We start from the raw sequence: 21,058 nt of genomic DNA on the forward strand, positions 1-21,058 counted from the left end.
TCAGAGCTTGAACCGCCCGACCATGGTGTTGAACGACAGCGCAAGGTCGGTCAGCCGCTGGCTGGAGGCGTTGGTCTGGTCGGCGCCGGCGGCACTGCGTTCAGCCAGGCCCTGAATGTTCACAAGATTGCGGTCCACTTCGCGTGCCACCTGCGCCTGCTGCTCGGCGGCGGTGGCGATCACCAGGTTGCGCTCGTTGATCTGCCCCACGCCGGCGCTGATGCGCTCCAGCGCCTGGCCAGCCTCACTGGCCAGGGTCTGAGTGCTGGTCGCCACGGTCTGGCTCTTGACCATCGCCAGCACCGCTTCATCGGCACTGGCCTGTACCTGGGCAATCATCGCTTCGATCTCCCCGGTCGAGGCCTGAGTGCGATGAGCCAGGGCCCTCACCTCATCGGCTACCACCGCAAAGCCCCTGCCCTGTTCGCCGGCGCGTGCGGCCTCGATGGCGGCGTTGAGCGCCAGCAGGTTGGTCTGCTCGGCAATGCCGCGGATCACATCCAGCACCGTGGTGATGCCGCGCACCTGGGCGGCGAGGGTTTCGATCTGCTGGGTCGATTCACCGATGGTGTGCGTCATCTGGTCCATTGCCTGAGTGGCGGCCTGCACTTGCTGCTGGCCTTGCAGCGCGTGCTCGGCGGTCTGATTGGAGACCTGCGAGGTGCCGGCGGCCTGCTGGGCGACCTCGTCGATAGCGGCGCTCATCTGCGTCACGGCCGTGGCGGCCAGCTGGATTTCATCGTTCTGCCGGGCCAGCTCCTGGCTGCCGTTCTCGGTCACCTCGCTCAGCTCGCCGGCCGAACCTGCCAGGTGTTGCGCAGCGTCGGCCAGTTGCCCTGCCATCTCACGCAGGTTGAGCTGCATGCGCGCCAGGGCCTGCAGCAACTGCCCGGTTTCGTCGGCGCCGCCATCCTCGATGGGGTGTGTGAGATCACCCTCGGCCACACGGCTGGCGCTTTGCACCGAGCGGCCGAGCGGGCGGGTGATCATGCGGGTGATCAACATCCCGAGCCCAGCGGCACACAGCGCGGCGAGCAGTGCGCCGATGCTCAGTTGCCAGGTGGCGCGCTGGTAGATCTCGGCGCCCACATCTTCCAGCACGTCCACCTGCCGCTCGTTGGAGTCGAGTATCAGCTTCAGGTCAGCCAACACTGCGCGGTAGGCCGGATGCGCCACGCTATTGAGCTGTTGGCTGGCCCCGCCGAAATTCTCCCGTGCGAGTAGTTCGAACACCTGCTCGGCGGCGGCCACGTATTGGGGCCAATGCTGCTTGAATGCTTCGCTGGCCTGGCGTTCGTCGTCCAGCAACGGCGTTGCCTGGTAGGCCTGAAAGTTGGCCAGGGCCTCAGCCTGGTTTTCCCTGAAGGCCATGTGCGCCGCCTCGATGGCCTTGGGTTCGGCACCCTGGGCGGAGAGTGCAACGGCATGGAACAGGTCGCGATTGGTGGCGATGGTGTTGGCCTTGGCCAGGTTTACCTTGCTGATCGACTCCAGATTGTTGCTCACGACGGTTTCCAGACCGGCGTGTACCCGGGCGATGCCGGCATTGCCGAGCAGCGCTACCGCCACGGTGATCACTGCACACAGGGCGAAGGCCAGCAGCAGCTTGGGCCTGAGCTTGAGGTCGCTGAATCGAGGCATGCTGAATATCCTTTTCGGTGATCGGGAGTGCCTAGGCTCACTCATACACGCGGTGCCATCACCTGATGGCGCATTTTTAGGAATTTTCCCAAGCCACCGCGCCGCTGGCCGCCGCGCGCTTGTGGCAGGCGCCGCCGGCCTTTAAAATCCGCCGTTTTTCCAGCCTGTGTGCCTGCCCGTGCCCGATTCCGACCGCCTTTTCGCCCAGCCCCTGGCCCAGGTGCCCGACTTCGTGTTCAACGAGGACGTGGTGCGGGTGTTCCCCGACATGATCAAGCGCTCGGTGCCCGGCTACCCGGCCATCGTCGAAAACCTCGGGGTGCTGGCCGGGCAGTTCGCCAAGCCGCGCACGGCGCTCTACGACCTGGGCGCCTCGCTCGGGGCGGTCACCCAGGCGCTGCGCCGGCACGTGACCACCGAGGGCTGCCACGTCGTCGCGGTAGACAACTCTGCGGCGATGGTCAGCCGCTGCAGCGAGTACCTCAAGGCGCAGGATGCGATGTTCCAGGAATTGCTGCCGGTGCAGGTGATCGAAGCCGACATCCTGCAACTGAACTGGCAGCCGGCCTCGGTGGTGGCGCTGAACTTCACCCTGCAATTCATCGCACCCGAGCAACGCCTTGCGCTGCTCAAGGCCATCCGCCAGGCACTGGTGCCCGGCGGCGCGTTGCTGTTGTCGGAGAAACTGCGCTTTGCCGAGGGCGCCGACCAGGCCCTGCTCAACGACCTGCACCTGGCGTTCAAGCGCGCCAACGGCTACAGCGAACTGGAAATCGCCCAGAAGCGCAGCGCCATCGAAAACGTGATGAAGCCCGACAGCGCCGAAGAACACCGCGAGCGCCTGCTGGCCGCCGGGTTCAGCCGCGTGGTGCCGTGGTTCCAGTGCATCAACTTCGCCTCTTTCATTGCCCTGCCATGATCGATCTCAGCCCCCTGGCCAGCCGCCTCGCCGGCTCCCCCCTGCATACCTGGGCCCAAGGCCTGCAAGCCGACCTCGGCGCGCGCCTGGCCAAGGGCCACGGCGACCTCGAACGCTGGCAGAACGCGCTGCGTTCGCTGCCTGAACTGGAGGCCAGCGTTGTCGACCTTCGCGACAGCTTCACCCTGGCAGGCAACTGCGACGACAGCACCCGCGCGCGCCTGCACGACGCGCTGATGGGCCTCTCGCCGTGGCGCAAGGGCCCGTTCGACCTGTTCGGCGTGCATGTCGACACCGAGTGGCGCTCCGACTGGAAATGGCAGCGCGTGGCGCCACACCTGAACCTGCAAGGCAAGCGCGTACTCGACGTGGGCTGCGGCAATGGCTACTACCAGTGGCGCATGCTCGGCGCCGGCGCCGAATCGGTGATCGGCATCGACCCCAACTGGCTGTTCTTCTGCCAGTTCCAGGCCGTGGCCCAGTACCTGCCCGGCCACCCGGCTTGGCACCTGCCGCTGGCGCTCGAGGATCTGCCACCGAACCTTCAAGGCTTCGACACGGTGTTCTCGATGGGCGTGCTTTACCACCGCCGCTCCCCCATCGACCATTTGCTGGCCTTGAAGGATTGCCTGGTCAAAGGCGGCGAGCTGGTACTGGAAACGCTGGTGGTGCCGGGCGATGCCGACACCGTGCTGGTGCCCGAAGACCGCTACGCGCAGATGCGCAACGTGTGGTTTTTGCCCTCGGTGGCGGCGCTGGAACTGTGGGTACGCCGCGCCGGGTTCAGCGAAGTGCGCTGCGTGGACGTCAGCCACACCAGCGTGGCCGAGCAGCGCAGCACCGAGTGGATGCGCTATCAGTCGCTGGAGAGCTTTCTCGACCCAGCTGACCATACCAGGACGGTCGAGGGCCTGCCGGCGCCGATGCGGGCAGTGATTACCGCGATCAAGTAAGGCCTGCATGGCGCGCAGCGTGTGATCAGTCAGCCTATGGTGTGGGGGTTATCGTGAACCCGTTGTCGAAGGTCGGCGCCACGTCCAGTTTCTGCGGGATCAACCCACTGCTGTGATAGAAGTCCGCCGTGCTCTGCTGATCGCTGCGGATAACGTCGTCCAGGCTTTGCCAATGCAGCTTGCGCCGCTCGAACTGCAGCCTGGCCACCGGCTCGGGGAAGCCGATCAGCTTGGCCAGCACCTTGGAATACTCATCCAGATGCTCATAAGCCCACACCTGCGAGCGCGCGAGGCGTTGCAGGTAATCCTGTAACGCAGCGCGCTGGGCCGGGTCGGCCAGGGCCTTGTCGGTAGCCGCCAGAAAAGTGTTACCCGCCGAAAGGCCGCGGCCGTTGACCAGCACGCGGGCCTTGTCCACCTGCTCGGCCAGTGTGGTGTAGGGCTCCCAGGTCGCCCAGGCGTCTACCGAACCGTTGGCCAGCGCCACCTTGGCGTCGACCGGGCCGAGGAAGCGGAACTGCACGTCCTTGTCGGTCAGCCCGGCCGAGGCCAGGGCCTTGAGCGCAATGTAGTGGCCGATCGAGCCGCGGCCGGTGGCAATGCTTTTACCCTTGAGGTCGGCCGCGCTTTGCAGTGGCGAGCCTTGCGGCACCAGCACGGCGGTGCCCAGGGGTCGGATTTGTCCACCGCGATGGCTTTGACCTTGGCCCCGGCGGCCAGCACGAACAGCAGCGGCGCGTCACCGATGATGCCGGCGTCGACCGCGCCGGCGTTGAGCGCCTCACCCAGCGGCGCGGCGGCGGGGAATTCGAACCACTGGATATCGTAGCCCAGGCCCTCCAGCGCACCGGCCGCTTCGAGTTGCGAGCGCATGCCGCCCTTCTGATCGGCCAGGCGCAGGGTCACGCGCTCGGCGGCGAAGGCCTGCCCGGCCACCAGGCCCAGCAGCGCAAGGCCCGCCCACCAGCGGCGCATCCGCAGGCGGCTCATACGGCCACCGCCGTGCGCGCATGCTCGCGTGCAGCCACTTTGGCCCGGGTCAGCGGAATCAGCTCGCGGCCGTACTCGATGGCGTCGTTGAGCGGGTCGAAGCCGCGGATCAGGATGTTGCGCACGCCCAGGTCGTAGTAGGCGAGCAACGCATCCGCCACCTGCTCCGGCGTGCCCACCAAAGCAGTTGAGTTATGGCCGCCGCCCACCAGGCGGGCGATGCCGGTCCACAGGCAGCTGTCAAGGCGGTCGCCCTGTGCGACCGCACGCAGCAGGCGCTGAGCCCCCACGCTCTGCGGTTTGGCCTTGGGGTAGCTGAGCTGGCCCTGGCGCTCGCTGGCCTTGGCCAGGATCGCCTCGGCCTTGGCCCAGGCCTGCTCTTCGGTGGCGCCGATGATGGGCCGGAACGACAGGCTGAATTCCACCTCGCGCCGGTGCCGGCGTGCCTGGGCCCGCACCGCTTCGATGGTCTCGGCGGCCTGTGCCAGAGGCTCGCCCCAGAGCATGAACACATCGGCCTGCTTGCCCGCAACGTTCAAGGCAGCATCGGAGGAACCCCGAAGTACACCGGCAGGTGCGGGCGCTGCAACGGTTTGATCGAGGAAAAGCCCTGTTCGACCTGGTAGTGCTTGCCGTGATAGTCGAACGGCGTGTCGGAAGTCCAGCTCAGCTTGAGCAGGTCGAGAAACTCGTCGGTGCGGGCATAGCGTTCGTCATGGCCGAGGGTGTCGCCGTCCTTGCGCTGGTCGGCGTCATTGCCGCCGCTGATGATGTGCACGGCCAGGCGCCCGTCGAGCAGGTGCTCAAGCGTCGCCAGCTTGCGTGCAGCCAGCGTGGGCGCCACGAAACCGGGGCGGTGCGCCAGCAGGAACTTGAGCTTGTCGGTGGCAAGGCCCGCAGTGGCCGCCACCAGAAAGCCGTCGGGCTGGTCGGACCAGTAACCCACCAGCACGCGGTCGAAGCCCGCCTGTTCATGGGCCTGGGCGAAACGGGTGATATAGGCCTTGTCGAAGATCGGGCCGCTGGGCGGGAGGATCTCCGAGCTGAGGCGGTGGCCGATCATGCCGAGGAACTGGATGCTCATGGTGCAGGCTCCGTTAGATTCGAATCGCCTTTGCAGGCGGCTTTTTAGAAGCTAACGGGGCTTTGCTGGAGTGTGAAATTCATTTTCGGCATAACCTAATATGCGTACTGCGCATCTAATGGCTGATCTATGCAAACATCACGAGCATATTAGCTTATGCCTAATTTGCATTTACCGAATAACCCGACCCTTTGCTACGGTAGGCACAGACCTCAACGGAGCCCTGCCCTTGCCCGCCCAGCCCAACCTCGCCCGCTTGCGCCATTTCATCGGCGAACTGGCTGCCGTGATCGACACGGCCCCTGCTGAACCTGCGTTGCTGGCGCAGGCCCGCCCGCTGCTCGCCGAGCTGGTGCGCCATGATGACTGGCTGCCCGACGACCTCGCCCAACCGCACCCCGAGCGTTATCAGCAGTTTTTGCTGCATGCCGACTCGCGCCAGCGCTTTTCGGTGGTCAGCTTCGTCTGGGGCCCGGGCCAGCGCACACCGGTGCATGACCACCGCGTATGGGGGCTGATCGGCATGCTGCGCGGTGCCGAGGATTCGCAAGGATTCACCCGCGATGCCTTTGGCACGTTGCATTCCGACGGCCCGCCGCTGCGCCTGCGGCCCGGGACGTAGAGGCGGTGTCACCGCAGGTGGGTGACATCCACCAGGTCAGCAACGCTTTCGACGACCGCACCTCGATCAGCATCCATGTGTACGGGGCCAACATCGGCGCGGTAAAACGCGCCGTCTACAGCCCCGAAGGCCTGGAGAAGCCCTTCATCTCCGGCTATTCGAACGCCCACCTGCCCAATATCTGGGACCTGTCCAGAGAGACCCACGCATGAGCCACGCCACCCGCAGCTATTCCGACATCCGCAGCGCATTGCTGGCCAGGCGAGAGCTGGCCCTGCTCGATGTGCGCGAGGAAGACGCCTACGCGCAAAACCACCCGCTGTTCGCCGCCAATGTGCCGCTGTCGAAGCTGGAGCTGGAGGTGTTCGCCCGCATTCCGCGGCGCGACACGCCGGTGACGGTCTACGACAACGGCGAGGGCCTGGCCGAAGAGGCCGCACGCCGCCTGAGCGGCTGGGGCTACACCGATGTGGCGGTGCTCGAAGGCGGCCTGGCCGGCTGGCGTGAGGCCGGCGGCGAACTGTTCATCGACGTGAACGTGCCAAGCAAGGCATTCGGCGAACTGGTCGAGGCCGAGCGCCACACCCCGTCGCTCTCCGCCGAGCAGGTCAAAGCACTGCTCGACCGCCAGGCCGATGTGGTGGTGCTCGACGCGCGCCGCTTCGATGAATACCAGACCATGAGCATTCCCCAGGGCGTCAGCGTGCCAGGTGCCGAGCTGGTGCTGCGCATCGCAGAGCTGGCGCCCGACCCGGCCACCCAGGTGATCGTCAATTGCGCCGGGCGCACCCGCAGCATCATTGGCACCCAGTCACTGGTGAACGCCGGCATTCCCAACCCGGTGTCGGCGCTGCGCAACGGCACCATCGGCTGGACCCTGGCCGGGCAAACACTGGACCACGGCCAGGCGCGGCGCTTCGGGCAAGCCAGCGAGGCGAACCGCGCGGCGGCCACTGCACGGGCGAGGGCCGTGGCTGACCGCGCCGGCGTTACCCGTGCAAGCGCCGAGCAGTTGGCGCTTTGGCAGGCCGACGCCAGCCGCACCACCTACCTGTTCGATGTGCGCACGCCTGAAGAATACGAAGCCGGCCACCTGCCCGGCGCTCGCTCGGTGCCTGGCGGCCAGTTGGTGCAGGAAACCGACCACATGGCCAGTGTGCGTGGCGCGCGCATCGTGCTGGTGGACGACGACGGCGTGCGCGCCAACATGAGTGCGTCATGGCTGGCGCAGATGGGCTGGGAGGTGGCCGTACTGGATGAGGCCGGCGCGTTCAGCGAAATCGGCGCCTGGAGCGCACAACGCCCGGCCGCACCTGTCTCGGAGCGCATCGCTCCCGAAACGCTGCGCCAATGGCTGGCCGAAGGTGGCACCCGGGTGCTGGACTTCACCGCTAGCGCCAACCACATCAAAGGCCACGTGCCCGGCGCCGCCTGGGTGCTGCGCAGCCAACTGGCCGATGCCTTGCGCACGCTGCCAGCTGCCGAACGCTACGTGCTCACCTGTGGCACGAGCCTGCTGGCGGGCTATGCCGTGGACGAGGTGCAGGCCCTCACCGGCAAGCCGGTGTTTCTGCTCGACGGCGGCAACAGCGCCTGGGCAGCCGCCGGCCTTGGCCTGGAAACCGGCGACGCCAACCTGGCCTCACCGCGCATCGACCGCTACCGCCGCCCCTACGAGGGCACCGATGCCCCGCGCGAGGCGATGCAGGCCTACCTGGATTGGGAGTTCGGGCTGGTCGCGCAACTGGGCCGTGACGGCACTCATGGTTTCAGGGTGATCTGACCCGCTACTGGCGGGCCTGCTCGTCACGCGGGCGGTAGAACACGAAGTTGTCGGTGCTTGCGGTGCGTACCATCTTGCGAAACACCGCCGGCGCCACGCTGTGGTCGTGGAAGAACTGGGCGCCGTGAGTGCGGTCGGGCAACTGGCGGTTCAGCGCCTTGCGCGCGACGTCCTTGGCCAGGGTGTAGCGGTCGTCCTCTTTGGCCTGGTCCGGGCGGCCGTCGCACCACCAGGAGAACTGGCAACCTTTGCGCTCAGAGCCTTGCTTGACCACCCCGCACACCGAGTTCGGGAAGTCTGGCTGGCCGAGGCGGTTCATCACCACGTTGGCTACATCGGCCATGTCCTGGGCGCTGCCGCCCTTGGCTTCCCAATAGATCGAGCGCGCCATGCAGGTCAGGGCGTCGTCCATCGGTGCGGCGCCGGAGGGGTCGACCGCCTGGGCTTCCTTGGGGGTGATGGCCTGGGAAGCCGGTGCTGCGCTGGCTTCGGGGTTCTGAACGGCCTGTTGTTCGAGCTTTTCAGCTTTCTGGGTGGCAACGGCAGCGGGCGTTTGCGCCCATAGGTGCGTTGCGAAGGCGCACGACAGCAGCGGCAGCATTATTGTAGATATACGCATGATCGAACCTTCTGTTGGGTTTTGTGATCCTGTTCGCACCGTATCGGCCAGCCTGCTCCGAGGCTCGTTGGGTCGGGGGACTTGTGCGGTACGCAATTGACCGTCGCCCCGGGGAAACGTTCCCGGCCCGCTGGGCAAAACCCTTGCCGGGCGCTATGGTCAACGCACAACAACAGCCCCCTCGGAGCGCTTCCTGATATGCCCCCTATCCGCCTCGGGCTTGCCGGTTACGGCAAGATCGCGCAAGACCAGCACCTGCCCGCCATCGCCGGCAACCCCTCCTTCGAGCTGGTGGCCATTGCTACCCACGGCGAGGCGCACCCGCAGTTACCGACCTTCGCCTCGCTCGGCGAGCTGCTGGAAAAAGGCCCGGCGCTCGATGCCATCGCTTTTTGCACTCCGCCACAGGGCCGCTATGCGCTGGTGCAGCAAGCCTTGGCAGCGGGCAAGCACGTGCTGGTGGAGAAGCCGCCCTGCGCCAGCCTCGGTGAGGCCAACGCATTGGTGGCCAGTGCCGAGCACAGCGGCCTTGCCGGGTTGTTCGCCTGGCATTCGCGCTTTGCGCCGGGCGTAGCGCTGGCCCGCGATTGGCTGGCCGGCATGACGCTTGAACAGGTACACATCCAGTGGAAGGAGCAGGTGCGCAAGTGGCACCCGGGCCAGGAGTGGATCTGGCAGGCCGGCGGGCTGGGGGTGTTCGATCCCGGTATCAACGCCTTGTCGATCGCCACCGCGCTGCTGCCCGCGCCGATGCTGCTGGAGCACGCCGAGCGCGTGATCCCGGCCAACCGCCAGGCGCCGATCTCGGCCAATCTGCGCCTGCGCGCCGGTAATGTCGCGGTGAACGCTGAATTCGATTTCGACCATCAAGGCGACGATGAGCTCTGGAGCATCGAGCTGCGCTGCGCCGAAGGCACGCTGCGGCTGGATAACGGCGGCGCCGTGGTGCATGTGGACGGGGTGCAGCAACGGCTTGCCGACGAGGGGGAATACACCTTGGTCTACCGGCATTTCGCGCGGCTGATCGAGCAACGCCAGCGCGACATGGACGTCGAGCCACTGCGGATCGTGGCCGACGCGTTCCTGAGCGGGGAAGCGACCCAAGGACCACTGTTCGACTGGTGACCCAGGCGTGCTGGGGCGAGGGGTCAGGAGTGTGCGGTCGCTCAACGGCAGCCACAGATTGATGCGCGTGCCCTGCCCCTCTTCGCTGGTGATGCTCAAGCCACCGCCTGACTGCACCGCCAGCCCCTGAACCATCGGCAGGCCCAGGCCAGTACCCTTGCCCACGCCTTTGGTGGTGAAGAACGGGTCGAGGCAGTGTTCCAGGGTGGCCTGGCTCATGCCGCTGCCACTGTCGATCACGCTCAGGCACGCGTAGGTGCCCGCAGCCAGCCCGCCAACCTCGCCATCATCCACCTGCGCCAGGCGGCCCGAAATGCGCAGGGTGCCCTCGCCCTGCATGGCGTCACGGGCGTTGACCGCCAGGTTCATGATCGCCAGCTCCAGTTGGTGCGGGTCGATCCACACCGGTGGCAGGCCATCCTCAAGGCTTATCTGCACCTCGATCCGGGTGCCCAGCGAGCGCTGGATCAGTTCATGAATGTCCGCCACCAGCGCATGCAGTACCACCGCCCGGGGTTGCAAGGTCTGCCGACGCGCGAAGCTCAGCAGCCGCCCCACCAGGACCCGCGCACGCTCGGCAGCCTGCAAGGCGCAGCTCACCAGTTTCGCGTTGCGCTCGTCCGGGTTGCGCCGGCCGATCAGCTCCAGCGAGGTCATGATGGGTGTCAGCAGGTTGTTGAAATCATGTGCCAGCCCGCCGGTGAGCTGGCCGACGACCTCCATTTTGCGCGACTCATGCAACTGCGCCAGCGTCGCCTCGCGCTCGGCCAGAGCTGCGGCGAAACGGGCTTCGAGGCTTTCGTTGAGTTCACGCATGCGGATCTCGGAGAGCACGCGCTGGGTGGTTTCAGTGACGATGCACAGCACACCGCCCACGCTGCCATCAGGTTCACGCACGGCGGAATAGGACACGTCGAACCAGACCGTTTCACCGGCACCGTGGCGCTCGATGTAGAACGGCCGGTCTTTGGCATTGAAGGTCTCGCCCGTCTGGTAAACGCCTTCGAGCAAGGGGTGCAGGTCATCCCACAGCTCGGCCCAGTATTCGACCGCAGGCCGGCCCAGCGCATGGGGGTGCTTGGCACCGATGGTCGGGGCGTAGGCGTCGTTGTAGAGCGCGACGAAATCCGGCCCCCAGAACACCACGATCTGCGCCTGGGCGGGCAGCACGGTGGCCAGCAGTGTCTTCAGCCCCGGAGACCATTCAGACAGGGGGCCCAACGGCGTGCGGCTGGCATCGAGCGATTGCAGCAAGCCGCCCACAGCGCCGCCGCTCTGCAGGAAATAGGCAGGGCTGGCGGCAGGGCCTTGCAACGGGAAGGGGCAGAGAATAAATCCATGGCGATAGCAACGTCGGCGGTAGGCGCACCCCGGCAGAATGCATGTGTGCGCCTGCTATCAGAAAACTCGGCTGGTCAATAGGTTCCCTAGGGCTTTCAGGCGCCTTTGGCCTTCCACTGCCCGCCTTCGACGATCACGGCCGACGGGTCGGTGCCAGGCGCTAACTGATCACGCACGTATTGGTCGTAGAGTTTGAGCAGAAATTTCTCCTGGCCCAGGCGCGCCAGTTCATCGTTGACCCAGTCGCGCAACTCGCCGTTGCCCTTTTTCACTGCCGGTGCGATGGGTGCCTCATCGCCCAGGGTTTCCGGCAGCAGCCGGTAACCGGGGTTCTGTCTGGCCCAGCTGAACAGCACCAGGTTGTCCTGCGCGTAGGCATCGCCGCGGTGGTTGGCCAGGGCTTGCAACGACTCGGAGTTCTTCTCGAACTTGAGGGTTTTCCAGTCAGGGTGGTTCTGGGTGAGCCAAAGGTCGGCAGTGGTGCCGGTGGTGACGATGATGGTCTTGTCCTTGAGTTCGTCGAGGTGGCGCACGGCACTGCCTTCGGGCACCAGCGCCTGAACGGCCACCCTCAGGTTGGGGTTGGTGAAGTCCACCGCCTGCCGGCGCTCGGGGGTGACGGTCATGTTGGCCAGGATCAGATCGACCTTGTCGCTTTGCAGAAACGGCACGCGGCTCGCAGGCTCCACGACCACGAACTCGATCTGTTTTTCGTCGCCAAGCAGGTCTTTGGCGAAACGCTTGCCCAGGTCGGTATCGAAACCGACGTACTGGCCTTTTTCGTCGACGAAACCGAACGGCGGCTTGTCGCTGAAAACCCCGACCACCAGCTTGCCGCGCTGCTTGATCGTCGCCAGTGAGCCACTGGCGGCGGGGCTGGCCGAGGCGCCGGCTTTGGGTTCTGGCGGTTTGTCGCAGGCCGCCAGCAAGCAGGCGGCCAGAAGCGGCAGGGCAAAAGCAGTGATGAATCTCATGAAGCTTTCCTTCTGGGCAGGTTTTCAACGTAGGAGAAACGCTCCAGAAACTGCTGCGCGCGTGCGGTCTGCGGGTTGCTGAAAAATCGCTCCGGCAAGCTTTGTTCGGCGATTCGCCCGCCGTCCATGAACACGATGCGGTCGGCGACCGCGCGGGCGAAAGCCATTTCATGGGTCACGATCAGCAACGTCATGCCACCCTCGGCCAGGCCCAGAATCACTTCCAGGACCTCCTTGACCATTTCGGGGTCGAGCGCTGCGGTGACTTCGTCGAAGAGCATCACCTGAGGGTTCATGCACAGCGCGCGGACAATGGCGATGCGTTGCTGCTGGCCGCCCGAGAGTTCGCGCGGCCAGGCGTGAGCCTTGTGGGCCAGGCCCACGCGCTCGAGCAACGCCATGGCCTGCGCGTGCGCTTCCTCGCGCTGGCGTTTTTGCACGCGCAGTGGGCCGAGCAGGATGTTGTCGATCACCCGCAAGTGGCCGAACAACTGGTAACTCTGGAACACCATGCCTACACGCTGGCGAACCGTGCGCCAGTCGCTGCCGGCATCGAGCGCCTGGCCTTCGATGCGCAGCAGGCCAGCGTCGCCTTGTTCCAGGCCATTGAGGCAGCGCAGCAAGGTGCTTTTGCCACAGCCGCTGGGGCCGAGAATCACCACGACTTCGCCTTGGGCGACCTCCAGGTCGATGCTGTCGAGCACCGCGTGGGCGCCGAAGCGTTTGGTGAAGCCGCGCAATTGGATCAGAGGGTTCATGTGTGGCTCCAACGCCGCTCCAGGCGCCGGGCGATGGCCGACAGCGGGTAGCAGGCGAGAAAGAAGAACAGAAACAGAAAGCTGTAGAGGGCCACGGCGGCGTAAGTGCGCTCGATGATCTGCTGGGCGATCTTGGTCACATCCACCACGCCGATCAGCACAGCCAGCGAGCTGGTCTTGATGATGCGGGTATAGACGTTGATCACCCCTGGCGTCATGCGTTTGAGCGCCAACGGCAGCAGCACCCAGGCGTAGGCCTGAGCCCAGCCCAGGCCGATCGCCCAGGCCGCGTCGCGCTGGCCCGAGGGCAGCGAGCGCAGGGCTCCGCGCACCACTTCACCTACTTCGCTTGCGCCCCACAGGCCCAACACCAGCACAGCGCACAGCGGTGCCGGCAGGCTCAGGCCCGACAGCATCGGCAGGCCGAAGAAGAACAGGTACAGCCACACCAGCACCGGGATCGCGCGCCAAAGCTCAAGATAAACCCGCAGGGCTCGGTCGAGCCAACGCGAGCCCAGCGTGCGCCCTACCCCGTAGCCCAGCCCCAGCAAGGTGGCCAGAGCAATGCCGGCCAGCGAGATACCCAATGTGCGCAACGCGCCTGTGGCCAGCTGCGGCGCGCTTTGCAGCAATAACTCAAACGCCGAGATGGCCACGTTGCAGCCTCCTTTCCAGCGCACCCAGGAGCAACGAAAGCGGCAAGAACAGCAACAGGCACAGCCCCGTCAGCACCGCCAGCATCTCGAAGGTCTTGTAGTAAAGGGCGATGTAGTTCTTGGTGGTGTAGAGCAGCTCTGGCACCGCCACGGCAGAGACGACGGTGGTTTCCTTGAGCAGGAAGATCAGGTTGGCGAACAACGCCGGGAGGCTCGCCAGCGCTGCCTGCGGCAGAACGATGCGCCCCAGCAACTGGCCCTCGGAAAGCCCCAGCGCCCGGCCTGCTTCCACCTGCGCCGGGGGCACGGCGTCGATCCCTGCCCGCAGCACTTCGGTGAGGTAAGCGCCCCCCAGGAACGTCATGGCAATCAACGCCGACGCATAGCCACTGACGCTCACCCCCAACGGCGGCAAGGCGAAGTAGATGAAGAACAGCTGTATCAGCAGCGGCGTGTTGCGCGCCACCTCCACATAGCCGCGCACCAGTGCAGTGAGCCAGCGCCGTCGCGCGGCCAACAGCAGGTTGGCGGCAAAGGCTACCAGCAGGCCGCCCCCGATGCTCAGTGCACCCACTTGCAAGGTCACAAGCACTGCGCGGCCGAAGGCCGGCAACGTGGAAATCATGAAGGCCAGGTCCAGGCTCACAGTGTGCACGCCTCTGTGTTACCAGCCTGGCTGATAAAGCTTGCCATACGCCTCATCCAGCGCTGCGCGCACCACCGGCGAATGCTGGTACACGTCGACGAACTGCTTCAGGCGCGGGTCATCGCGGTTGTCGGGCCGTGCGACGAACTGGATCACGTATTCGGGGTGGTCGAGGCCGTCGAACAGCAAGGCCGCGTTCGGGTCGATGGTCTTGGCCAGGCGGATGTAGTGCGGGTAGCCCTGGGCCAGGTCCACGTCATCGAGCACGCGGGCCAGTTGCACCGCTTCGAGCTCGACGATGTTCAGGTCCTTGGGGTTGGCGGTGATGTCGGCCAGGGTCGCCTTGTAGCCCACGCCGGGCTTGAGGCTGATCAGGCCGGCCTTTTCCAGTAACAGAAGGCCGCGGCCGCCGTTGATGGCGTCGTTGGCGATCGCCACCTTGGCGCCTTCGGGCAGGTCGGTGAGCTTCTGGTACTTCTTCGAATACAGGCCGATGTTGTTGATGATGCCCGGGGCCACCGGCACCAGATCCAGGCCGGCGGTTTTCCTGGCGTTTTCCAGAAAGGGGACGTGCTGGAAGTAGTTGGCGTCCAGGTCCTTGTTGGCCAGCGCGGTGTTGGGGGTGATCCAGTCGTTGAACTCCACCAGCTCCACGTCCAGGCCCTGTTTCTTCGCCTCGGCCACCGCCACTTCCAGCGGCGGGGCGAAGGCTGCGGTGGTGCCGATCCTGAGCGCTGCGGCCTGGGCCAGGCCAGTGCTGCCGGCAAGGGCTGCGAGCAGCGGGAACATCAAAGTGTGCAAGCGAATGCGCATGTAGCTTTCCTTGGGGTGTGGGCAGGGAGTCAGGGCAGAAGTTTCTGGTCGGCGATCACGAAGCCGCGGTAGTGCTCATCGATGAACTGCTTGACCTGGGGGCTCACCAGGTACTCGGCCAGGCGCTGCACGCGGGGGTCACCGAGCATGTCGTTGCGCACGTAGATGAGGTTGGCGTAGGGGTTGTCGGTGCTGTGCTCGCGTACCAGGGCGCGGGCCGGGTCGACATTGTTGGAGAGCGCTACGTCGCCGTTGATGAAGCTGGCATCGGCATCAGGCAGCGCCTTGGCACGCAATACCGTGTCGGTCGGGATCAGCTTGAGATGGCGCGGGTTGTCGACGATGGACTTTTCACTCACCGCAATGGCCTGCGCGGAGCGGTCGAGCGCGGCGACATCGAGTGTGATCAAACCCAGGCTCTGCAGGATGAACAGCGCCCGCGGCAGGTTGGTCTGCTCGTTCGGGCACCAGGATGCGCGCGCCTTCTGGCAGGTCCTGAGCGTTTTTGTAGCGCTCGGAATACAGCCCGAAGGCGTTGACCAGCACCGTGGCCTTGCCGCTGAAATTGTCCAGCGAAGGGTGTGCGGCCTTCCAGGCCGTGACGTAGGGTTGGTGGCCGGTGAAATTGACGTCGGTGTCTTTGTTGGCAAGCAATTCATAAGAGTCGAGCGTGCCGCTGCCGCCACTGGTGGTGAGCTTGAGTTCCAGGCCCGAGCCGTCGGCAGCGGCGAGCTTTTGCACGTAGCGGATGATGTCGCCCTGCGGTGAAGCGGTGGCATAAACGCGCAGCGGCGGGCCGGGCAGGCTCGCGGCGTGGGCAGTGGCAGCGAGCAGTGAAAACAGGGCGGCGGCGATTCGAGGCAGCAACATCGGTGCATCCTTGTGTGGGTCAACGTTTGTGCCGGCGGGCACGAATCCAGAGGTCGCCGCTCAGTTGAATGGCCTGCACCAGCAGCACCATGGCCAACACCGAGATCGCCATCAATTGCCAGTAGAAGCGCTGGTAGCCGTACTCGATGGCAAAATCCCCAACCCCGCCTGCGCCAACAGCGCCGGCCACGGCGGTGCCTTCGACGGTGCCCACCAGAATGATGGTCATCGCCCCCAGCAGCGGGCTGAAGGATTCAGGCAGCAACACGCGAAAGATCAGTTGCCAGCGCGTAACGCCGATGGCGAGCGCCGCATCGATACGGCCCTGGTCAAGCTCGCGCAGGGCGGCCTCCACCAGGCGCGAGAAGAACGGGCTGAAACCCAGCACCAATGGGATGATCGCGGCGACAGGGCCCAGCGTGGTGCCCACCACCGCGCGGCTGACCGGAATCAGCAGCACGATCAGGATCAGAAAAGGGATCGAGCGGCCCACGTTCACCAGCGTGGTGAGGCTGTAGTACAGCGCCGGGCGCGAGTACACCGAGCCGGGTGCGGTGAGGTAGAGCGTGGTACCGACCACCAGGCCAAGCAGGATGACGCTTGGGCCGGCGACGGCGATCATGTAAAGGGTCTGCCCAAGGGCGGCCCAGAAGTCGGGCAGGTAATCCTGCCAGGTGGTTACGCCCATGCTCAGGCCCACATCTGTTCGGCGAGCACCTGGCGGATGCGCTGCTCGTCCAGAGCGGTGGCGGGCGGGCGCGGCCGGAACCGCACGCGAAAACGCGCCACCTGCCGCGCGCCTAGCCGTTCGACACGCCCGGCAAGGATGGCCACATCCATCGACAGCGCCTGCGCCACGCGTGCCAGCACGTCGGTCTGACGCTCGGGATGTTCGAACACAAGGTCCAGCGTGCCGGCCTGCTCGCCGTCGCTGTCACCCAGTGGCAGCAGCAGATCTTTCAAGGCAGACGCTTCGCGGCGGATCACTTCGTCGAGGCGGCCCTCTTCCTGCACCCTCCCCTTTCGAGCAGCACCACCCGATCACAGACATGGCGCACTGCATCCCAGGCATGGGTGACCAGAATCACGGTGAAACCGTATTGCTGTTTCAGGCTGGCGAGCAGGTCCAGGATGGTGCGAGTGGTGTGTGGGTCCAGGGCGCTGGTGGCCTCGTCGCACAGCAGCACTTGCGGGCGGGTAATCAGCGCGCGGGCAATGCCGACGCGCTGTTTTTGCCCACCGGACAGTTGAGAGGGTAGTGCTGTTCGCGCCCCTCGAGCCCGACAGCTTCGATCAGTTCCAGCGCCTGCGCCCGCCGCAGTTGGGTGGGTACACCGCGTACTGCCAAGGGGAATTCGATATTCTCCAGCACGGTTTTGCCATGAAAGAGATTGAAATGCTGAAAGATGGTGGCTACCCGAGAAAGATAATCCCGGCGCTGCGCAGCATTGAACTTCGCAATCGACTTTCCGGCGAACTCCAGTTCGCCACAAGACGGCGCCTCCAACAGATTCAACAGCCGCAGGAAGGTACTTTTACCCGCCCCGGAAGTTCCGACGACACCGATGAAGTCACCGGCCTCGATCGTGAGGTCGATGGCGTCCAGAGCGACAGTGCCGGCGAACGACTTGCCGACGCCGCGAAGGCTAAACAGAGGGTCTGGCATGCTGAGAATCCTTTCGCTGGCGTCGGCGATGCGGGTTGGCAGCGGATCATAGAAGCGCGAGCGACAGGCGGCCAATGTTGTTTGGCGCTATGTTTATAACGTAAAGCCAAACAGGAGTTTATTCATAAGCATATAACGCTGCTGAAGCACTTTGGCCACCGGCCCTGCACTGCGAAAGTTGGCGTGAGGCAACACTCGAGTTGCTAAGGATCTGGCAAGAAGTGCCGGTGCCTGCATTCCTCCAAAGCGCGCGAACCGCAGATCCCGAGTACGCGGCTTGTGCTGGACAGCCCTGTTGTTGTGAGCCCCGGCCAGTGCATCCGGAACGGGTAGCAGCCCGCCCTATACTGGCCCGCCCGCGCATTTTGCGGGCCATTTCAAAGGAGAGACACCGTGGATCTGAGACGTACGCTGGCCGCCACCCTGGTGTGCACAGGGCTGCTGCTGAGCGGCTGTGGCAACGGAGAAAACGCCAATAAGCCGGGCAGCGAGAAGCGTCAGGAACAGGCCAGCCGGCAGCAGACCGAAGTCGAGAAATACAACGCCTACGTCGATGCAGCGAACACCGGCCCGGACTTCTCCGACGTGCTGCAGGCCTACGAAAAATACATCCCAGCCAAGCTCGCTTCGGGCAAGCCACTGGACGACTACTACAGCGTCAGCGGTACCAGCATCTCGCGGCAGCTCACCTTGCTGAGCAAAGCCCTCGCCATCCCCTATGACATGCCCGAGCTGGACGCCCCGGCCAAGGCCATGACCAAGGCCCTCGGCGACCTGCAACCGATCCAGGCGCAGCTCGGCCCCTACGGCGACTCCAAGGGCTACCTCGCCGACGGCGGCCAGAAGGCCCGCGAGATGCAGCCCGCGTTCATCGATGCCATGCACGCGGTGATCGCCGCGCAGGGCGCGTTCTACGACGGCTTGCAGAAGCGCGATGAGATCAACACCCAGGCTGCCTTCGACCGAGCTGAAAAGGACACGCCCGAGTACTTCCGCGCCGGCATCGTGCTGGCGGCGAAGAAAGCCATGCGCAGTGGCCGCGACTTCTTCAGCCAGCCGGGCAACGAAGAGACCGTGCAGGCCTTCGAGCGTGACATCGACACCGCCGCCGACAGGGTGCAGCAATGGGACGCCAAGGTGCGCATCGAACAGCCGCAGGGCTGCGACTCGAACCTGTCACCGATGAACCAGTTCATCAGCGATGCGCGCTCCTCGATCCAGCACGCGCGCCGTGGCGACTACCAGAACACCAGCCCGGCCGGAGCCTACTTCAGCGCGCAAAAGCGTGACGCCGAAAGCTTCCAGCAGAGCTACGCCAACCTGATCAACGCCCTCAATCGCGGCGACTGCCGCTTCTGAAGCCCGGCCCGTTGCGCCTGCCATGGCGGCGAGCGCAACGGGCACGCCGGCTCGCTCACGCACCTGCCGCTGGTGCACCTCGCGTTTTTCCTGGCGCTCCTTGGCTTCAATGCTCAAGGTGGCGGTGGGGCGGATGAGCAGGCGGCGCAAACCGATCGGCTCGCCGGTTTCACGGCACCAGCCGTACTCGCCGTGAGCCAGCCGCTCGAGGGCTTCGTCGATCTTGTCCAGCAGCTTCTTCTCACGCTCCAGCATGCGCAGTTGCCAGCGGCGCTGTTCTTCGACGCTGCCCTCATCCGAAGGGTCGGCTTGAGGCTGGTGGTCGCGCAGGCCTTCGAATTCGCCGTCGATGCGGGTTTGCAACTCGCTGCGCTGAGAAATCAGCAGGTCGTGGAAGAACCGTTGCTGGGCGGCGTCCATGTAGCGTTCGGTGGGTTGGGCAAGCAGTTCCTGTTCAGTCATTGCGGGCCTCGAGTGCGGCGAAGGGGTCTTCGAATTGCACCCAACCGTTGGGCGTCAGGGCCATCTCGGCGTCGGTGAGCAGGCAGCTGTCGAGCATCGCGGTGAGGCGCTCCTGATCCATGCCGGTGCCGATCAGCACCAGTTCCTGGCGTGCGTCGCCGGTGCCGTCGTGCCAGTTCTTGTGGATCGCAGCCAGGGTGCCTTCGTCTTCCGGCCAACGCTCCTTGGGCACTGCCGCCCACCAGTAACCTGCGCGGCCGTGGCGGGCCACGGCGCCGGCCTGCGACCAGTTCCAGGCGAACACCGGGGTGCTGGCCAGCCAGAAGTAACCCTTGGAGCGGATCACCCCGCTCCACTCACGCCCCACCAACTGGTGGAAGCGTTTAGGGTGAAACGGCCGGCGCGCGTGGTAGACGAAGCTGCTGATGCCGTAGGCCTCGGTTTCGGGCACGTGCTCGCCGCGCAGCTCAGCCAGCCAGCCGGGGGCGCTGGCGGCCTGGTCGAAATCGAACAGGCCAGTGCCCAGCACCTGCTCCAGCGGCACCTGGCCGAATTGCGCTTCGACGATGCGCGCGCGCGGGTTGAGGCCGCGCAGGATGCCGAACAGTTGGTCACGCTGGGCGGCGTCGATCAGGTCGAGCTTGTTCAGCACGATCACGTCGCAGAACTCGACCTGCTCCACCAGCAGGTCGACCACGGTGCGGGTGTCCTCTTCACCCATGGATTGGCCGCGCGCCTGGATGCTGTCGCGCGAAACGTAATCCTTGAGGAAGTTGAAGCCATCGACCACGGTCACCAGGGTGTCGAGCCGAGCGTGGTCGGAGAGGCTGCTGCCGTCTTCGCCGGTGAAGGTGAAGGTTTCAGCCACCGGCAGCGGTTCGGAAATGCCGGTGGACTCGATCACCAACTGATCGAAACGCCCGTCGCGGGCCAGGCGCTCTACCTCCAGCAGCAGGTCTTCACGCAAAGTGCAGCAGATGCAGCCGTTGCTCATCTCCACCAGCTTTTCATCGGTGCGCGACAACTGCGCGCCGCCCTCGCGCACCAGCGCGGCATCGATGTTGACCTCGGACATGTCGTTGACGATCACCGCCACCCGGCGGCCTTCGCGGTTGTTGAGGATGTGGTTGAGCAAGGTGGTCTTGCCGGCGCCGAGAAAGCCTGAGAGCACAGTCACAGGCAGGGCGCGAGCGGGGAAGCAGCGGTCATGGGTACGGCTCCGGCAGGCGGTGAAACACGGTTGCGAGTGTTATAGTATAACAATACACACGCTGACAAGGTGCCTTGCCGATGCTCTCCTCTGCCCCGCCCTCCACCGAACAACACTGCCTGGCCGGCGCTCGCGAAGCGCTGCATGCCTGGGCGCATGCCGTCGCCAGCCGCGACGTCGATCAGGTGCTCGCGCTGTACGCGCCCGATGCGATCCTGGTGCCCACACTCTCCAACCAGGTGCGCGACTGCGACCCGAGCCGGCGTGGGTATTTCGAAACCTTCCTGGGATGCGAGGCGCTGCACTGCGAGGTGCTGACCTTCAACAAGCGTGTCAGCCGCAAACTGGGCACCGTGGTAGTGGGCGGGCTGTACCGCTTTCACATCACCCGGGGCGGCGTCACGGAGGCGGTGCCGGCGCGCTTTCTGTTCACCTTCGAGTTCATCGACGGGCGCTGGCTGATCACTGGGCACCATTCATCGACCGAGGTCTGAGCGGCGTTCTGCGGGGCGCTCTACGACGCGACAACCGGCACTAAAAGCGCCACGGTGTCTTTCGTACCGAGCC

At 65.3% G+C, this 21,058-nt stretch carries 20 protein-coding genes and 6 pseudogenes; 7 read left to right on the forward strand and 19 right to left on the reverse strand.

The features are described 5' to 3' along the window. Both LN139_RS25695 and LN139_RS25700 read right to left on the reverse strand, forming a co-directional pair. On the reverse strand, positions 1 to 864 hold the full coding sequence (locus LN139_RS25695; protein WP_442964434.1) for a methyl-accepting chemotaxis protein: 864 nt from the start codon (positions 862 to 864) through the stop codon (positions 1 to 3). Further along, positions 856 to 1,686: pseudogene (locus tag LN139_RS25700) on the reverse strand (MCP four helix bundle domain-containing protein); the annotation flags it as partial. The pseudogene LN139_RS25700 and the gene LN139_RS25695, both read right to left, overlap by 9 nt. 133 nt (positions 1,687 to 1,819) lie before the next feature. On the opposite strand from LN139_RS25700, the gene cmoA reads away from it, so the two are divergent. Both cmoA and cmoB read left to right on the forward strand, forming a co-directional pair. After that, positions 1,820 to 2,560, forward strand: a complete 741-nt coding sequence (gene cmoA / locus LN139_RS13500) for a carboxy-S-adenosyl-L-methionine synthase CmoA (RefSeq protein WP_236354239.1) — start codon at positions 1,820 to 1,822, stop codon at positions 2,558 to 2,560. After that, positions 2,557 to 3,513 (forward strand): tRNA 5-methoxyuridine(34)/uridine 5-oxyacetic acid(34) synthase CmoB, encoded by a 957-nt coding sequence (gene cmoB / locus LN139_RS13505; protein WP_236354245.1) that lies wholly within the window; start codon positions 2,557 to 2,559, stop codon positions 3,511 to 3,513. Before cmoA ends, cmoB begins: the two co-directional genes overlap by 4 nt. Before the next feature lie 34 nt (positions 3,514 to 3,547). On the opposite strand, the pseudogene LN139_RS13510 reads toward cmoB, so the two are convergent. Beyond that, positions 3,548 to 4,488: pseudogene (locus LN139_RS13510) on the reverse strand (ABC transporter substrate-binding protein). 11 nt (positions 4,489 to 4,499) lie between these two features. Next, positions 4,500 to 5,587, reverse strand: a pseudogene (locus tag LN139_RS13515) (LLM class flavin-dependent oxidoreductase). Between the two features lie 223 nt (positions 5,588 to 5,810). Here LN139_RS13515 and LN139_RS13520 point away from each other — a divergent pair. Together LN139_RS13520 and LN139_RS13525 are read left to right on the forward strand one after the other, a co-directional pair. Beyond that, a pseudogene (locus LN139_RS13520) lies at positions 5,811 to 6,421 on the forward strand (cysteine dioxygenase). Beyond that, positions 6,418 to 7,992, forward strand: coding sequence for a rhodanese-related sulfurtransferase (locus tag LN139_RS13525; RefSeq protein WP_236354247.1), 1,575 nt, complete (start codon positions 6,418 to 6,420; stop codon positions 7,990 to 7,992). Before LN139_RS13520 ends, LN139_RS13525 begins: the two are co-directional and overlap by 4 nt. 4 nt (positions 7,993 to 7,996) lie before the next feature. Here LN139_RS13525 and LN139_RS13530 read toward each other — a convergent pair whose 3' ends face one another. After that, positions 7,997 to 8,611, reverse strand: a complete 615-nt coding sequence (locus tag LN139_RS13530) for a cell wall hydrolase (RefSeq protein ID WP_442964310.1) — start codon at positions 8,609 to 8,611, stop codon at positions 7,997 to 7,999. A 198-nt stretch (positions 8,612 to 8,809) separates the two neighbouring features. Between LN139_RS13530 and LN139_RS13535 the strand changes: the two genes are divergently transcribed. Continuing rightward, entirely contained in the window at positions 8,810 to 9,736 is a 927-nt protein-coding gene (locus LN139_RS13535) for a Gfo/Idh/MocA family protein (protein ID WP_236354249.1), read from the forward strand. Here the strand turns inward: LN139_RS13535 and LN139_RS13540 are convergent. The 12 genes and pseudogenes from LN139_RS13540 to LN139_RS13595 all read right to left on the reverse strand — a co-directional run. Further along, a pseudogene (locus LN139_RS13540) lies at positions 9,731 to 11,068 on the reverse strand (ATP-binding protein); the annotation flags it as partial. The gene LN139_RS13535 and the pseudogene LN139_RS13540 overlap by 6 nt on opposite strands. Positions 11,069 to 11,172: 104 nt before the next feature. Continuing rightward, a complete protein-coding gene (locus LN139_RS13545) occupies positions 11,173 to 12,051 on the reverse strand; it encodes a transporter substrate-binding domain-containing protein (protein WP_236354251.1) in 879 nt (292 codons plus the stop codon). Then, positions 12,048 to 12,809, reverse strand: a complete 762-nt coding sequence (locus LN139_RS13550) for an amino acid ABC transporter ATP-binding protein (RefSeq protein WP_236354253.1) — start codon at positions 12,807 to 12,809, stop codon at positions 12,048 to 12,050. Before LN139_RS13550 ends, LN139_RS13545 begins: the two co-directional genes overlap by 4 nt. Next, positions 12,806 to 13,465 (reverse strand): amino acid ABC transporter permease, encoded by a 660-nt coding sequence (locus LN139_RS13555; protein ID WP_236354255.1) that lies wholly within the window; start codon positions 13,463 to 13,465, stop codon positions 12,806 to 12,808. The genes LN139_RS13550 and LN139_RS13555 overlap by 4 nt, the downstream gene beginning before the upstream one ends. Then, positions 13,446 to 14,111, reverse strand: a complete 666-nt coding sequence (locus LN139_RS13560; RefSeq protein WP_236360400.1) for an amino acid ABC transporter permease — start codon at positions 14,109 to 14,111, stop codon at positions 13,446 to 13,448. The genes LN139_RS13555 and LN139_RS13560 overlap by 20 nt, the downstream gene beginning before the upstream one ends. A gap of 18 nt (positions 14,112 to 14,129) precedes the next feature. Beyond that, positions 14,130 to 14,924: a MetQ/NlpA family ABC transporter substrate-binding protein gene (locus LN139_RS13565; protein ID WP_236354256.1), complete on the reverse strand. Its 795-nt coding sequence runs from the start codon at positions 14,922 to 14,924 to the stop codon at positions 14,130 to 14,132. Between the two features lie 29 nt (positions 14,925 to 14,953). Beyond that, positions 14,954 to 15,334 (reverse strand): MetQ/NlpA family ABC transporter substrate-binding protein, encoded by a 381-nt coding sequence (locus tag LN139_RS13570; RefSeq protein WP_442964311.1) that lies wholly within the window; start codon positions 15,332 to 15,334, stop codon positions 14,954 to 14,956. Next, a complete protein-coding gene (locus LN139_RS13575; RefSeq protein ID WP_236354258.1) occupies positions 15,276 to 15,794 on the reverse strand; it encodes a MetQ/NlpA family ABC transporter substrate-binding protein in 519 nt (172 codons plus the stop codon). The genes LN139_RS13570 and LN139_RS13575 overlap by 59 nt, the downstream gene beginning before the upstream one ends. A gap of 19 nt (positions 15,795 to 15,813) precedes the next feature. Further along, a complete protein-coding gene (locus LN139_RS13580; RefSeq protein WP_236354259.1) occupies positions 15,814 to 16,482 on the reverse strand; it encodes a methionine ABC transporter permease in 669 nt (222 codons plus the stop codon). 2 nt (positions 16,483 to 16,484) lie between these two features. Continuing rightward, on the reverse strand, positions 16,485 to 16,808 hold the full coding sequence (locus tag LN139_RS13585) for an NIL domain-containing protein (RefSeq protein WP_236354260.1): 324 nt from the start codon (positions 16,806 to 16,808) through the stop codon (positions 16,485 to 16,487). Next, positions 16,778 to 17,041 carry an ATP-binding cassette domain-containing protein gene (locus LN139_RS13590; RefSeq protein WP_442964435.1) on the reverse strand — a complete coding sequence of 88 codons (264 nt, stop codon included), beginning with the start codon at positions 17,039 to 17,041 and terminating at the stop codon, positions 16,778 to 16,780. Before LN139_RS13590 ends, LN139_RS13585 begins: the two co-directional genes overlap by 31 nt. Continuing rightward, positions 16,996 to 17,460, reverse strand: coding sequence for an ATP-binding cassette domain-containing protein (locus LN139_RS13595; RefSeq protein WP_236354265.1), 465 nt, complete (start codon positions 17,458 to 17,460; stop codon positions 16,996 to 16,998). Before LN139_RS13595 ends, LN139_RS13590 begins: the two co-directional genes overlap by 46 nt. A 393-nt stretch (positions 17,461 to 17,853) precedes the next feature. Here LN139_RS13595 and LN139_RS13600 point away from each other — a divergent pair, with 393 nt between their 5' ends. Then, positions 17,854 to 18,819, forward strand: coding sequence for a DUF3829 domain-containing protein (locus LN139_RS13600; RefSeq protein WP_236354268.1), 966 nt, complete (start codon positions 17,854 to 17,856; stop codon positions 18,817 to 18,819). A 66-nt stretch (positions 18,820 to 18,885) separates the two neighbouring features. Here the strand turns inward: LN139_RS13600 and dksA are convergent. Beyond that, positions 18,886 to 19,281 (reverse strand): annotated as a pseudogene (dksA, locus tag LN139_RS13605) (RNA polymerase-binding protein DksA); the annotation flags it as partial. Next, complete coding sequence (zigA, locus tag LN139_RS13610) at positions 19,274 to 20,464, reverse strand: zinc metallochaperone GTPase ZigA (protein ID WP_236360404.1); 1,191 nt, start codon at positions 20,462 to 20,464, stop codon at positions 19,274 to 19,276. The pseudogene dksA and the gene zigA, both read right to left, overlap by 8 nt. A 107-nt stretch (positions 20,465 to 20,571) precedes the next feature. On the opposite strand from zigA, the gene LN139_RS13615 reads away from it, so the two are divergent. Beyond that, the gene (locus LN139_RS13615) at positions 20,572 to 20,985 is read left to right on the forward strand and encodes a nuclear transport factor 2 family protein (RefSeq protein ID WP_236354270.1); all 414 of its coding nucleotides are present in this window, start codon (positions 20,572 to 20,574) and stop codon (positions 20,983 to 20,985) included. The last annotated feature ends 73 nt before the right edge of the window (positions 20,986 to 21,058 follow it).

The organism is Pseudomonas sp. KNUC1026, from assembly GCF_021650705.1.
Taxonomy (GTDB): domain Bacteria; phylum Pseudomonadota; class Gammaproteobacteria; order Pseudomonadales; family Pseudomonadaceae; genus Aquipseudomonas.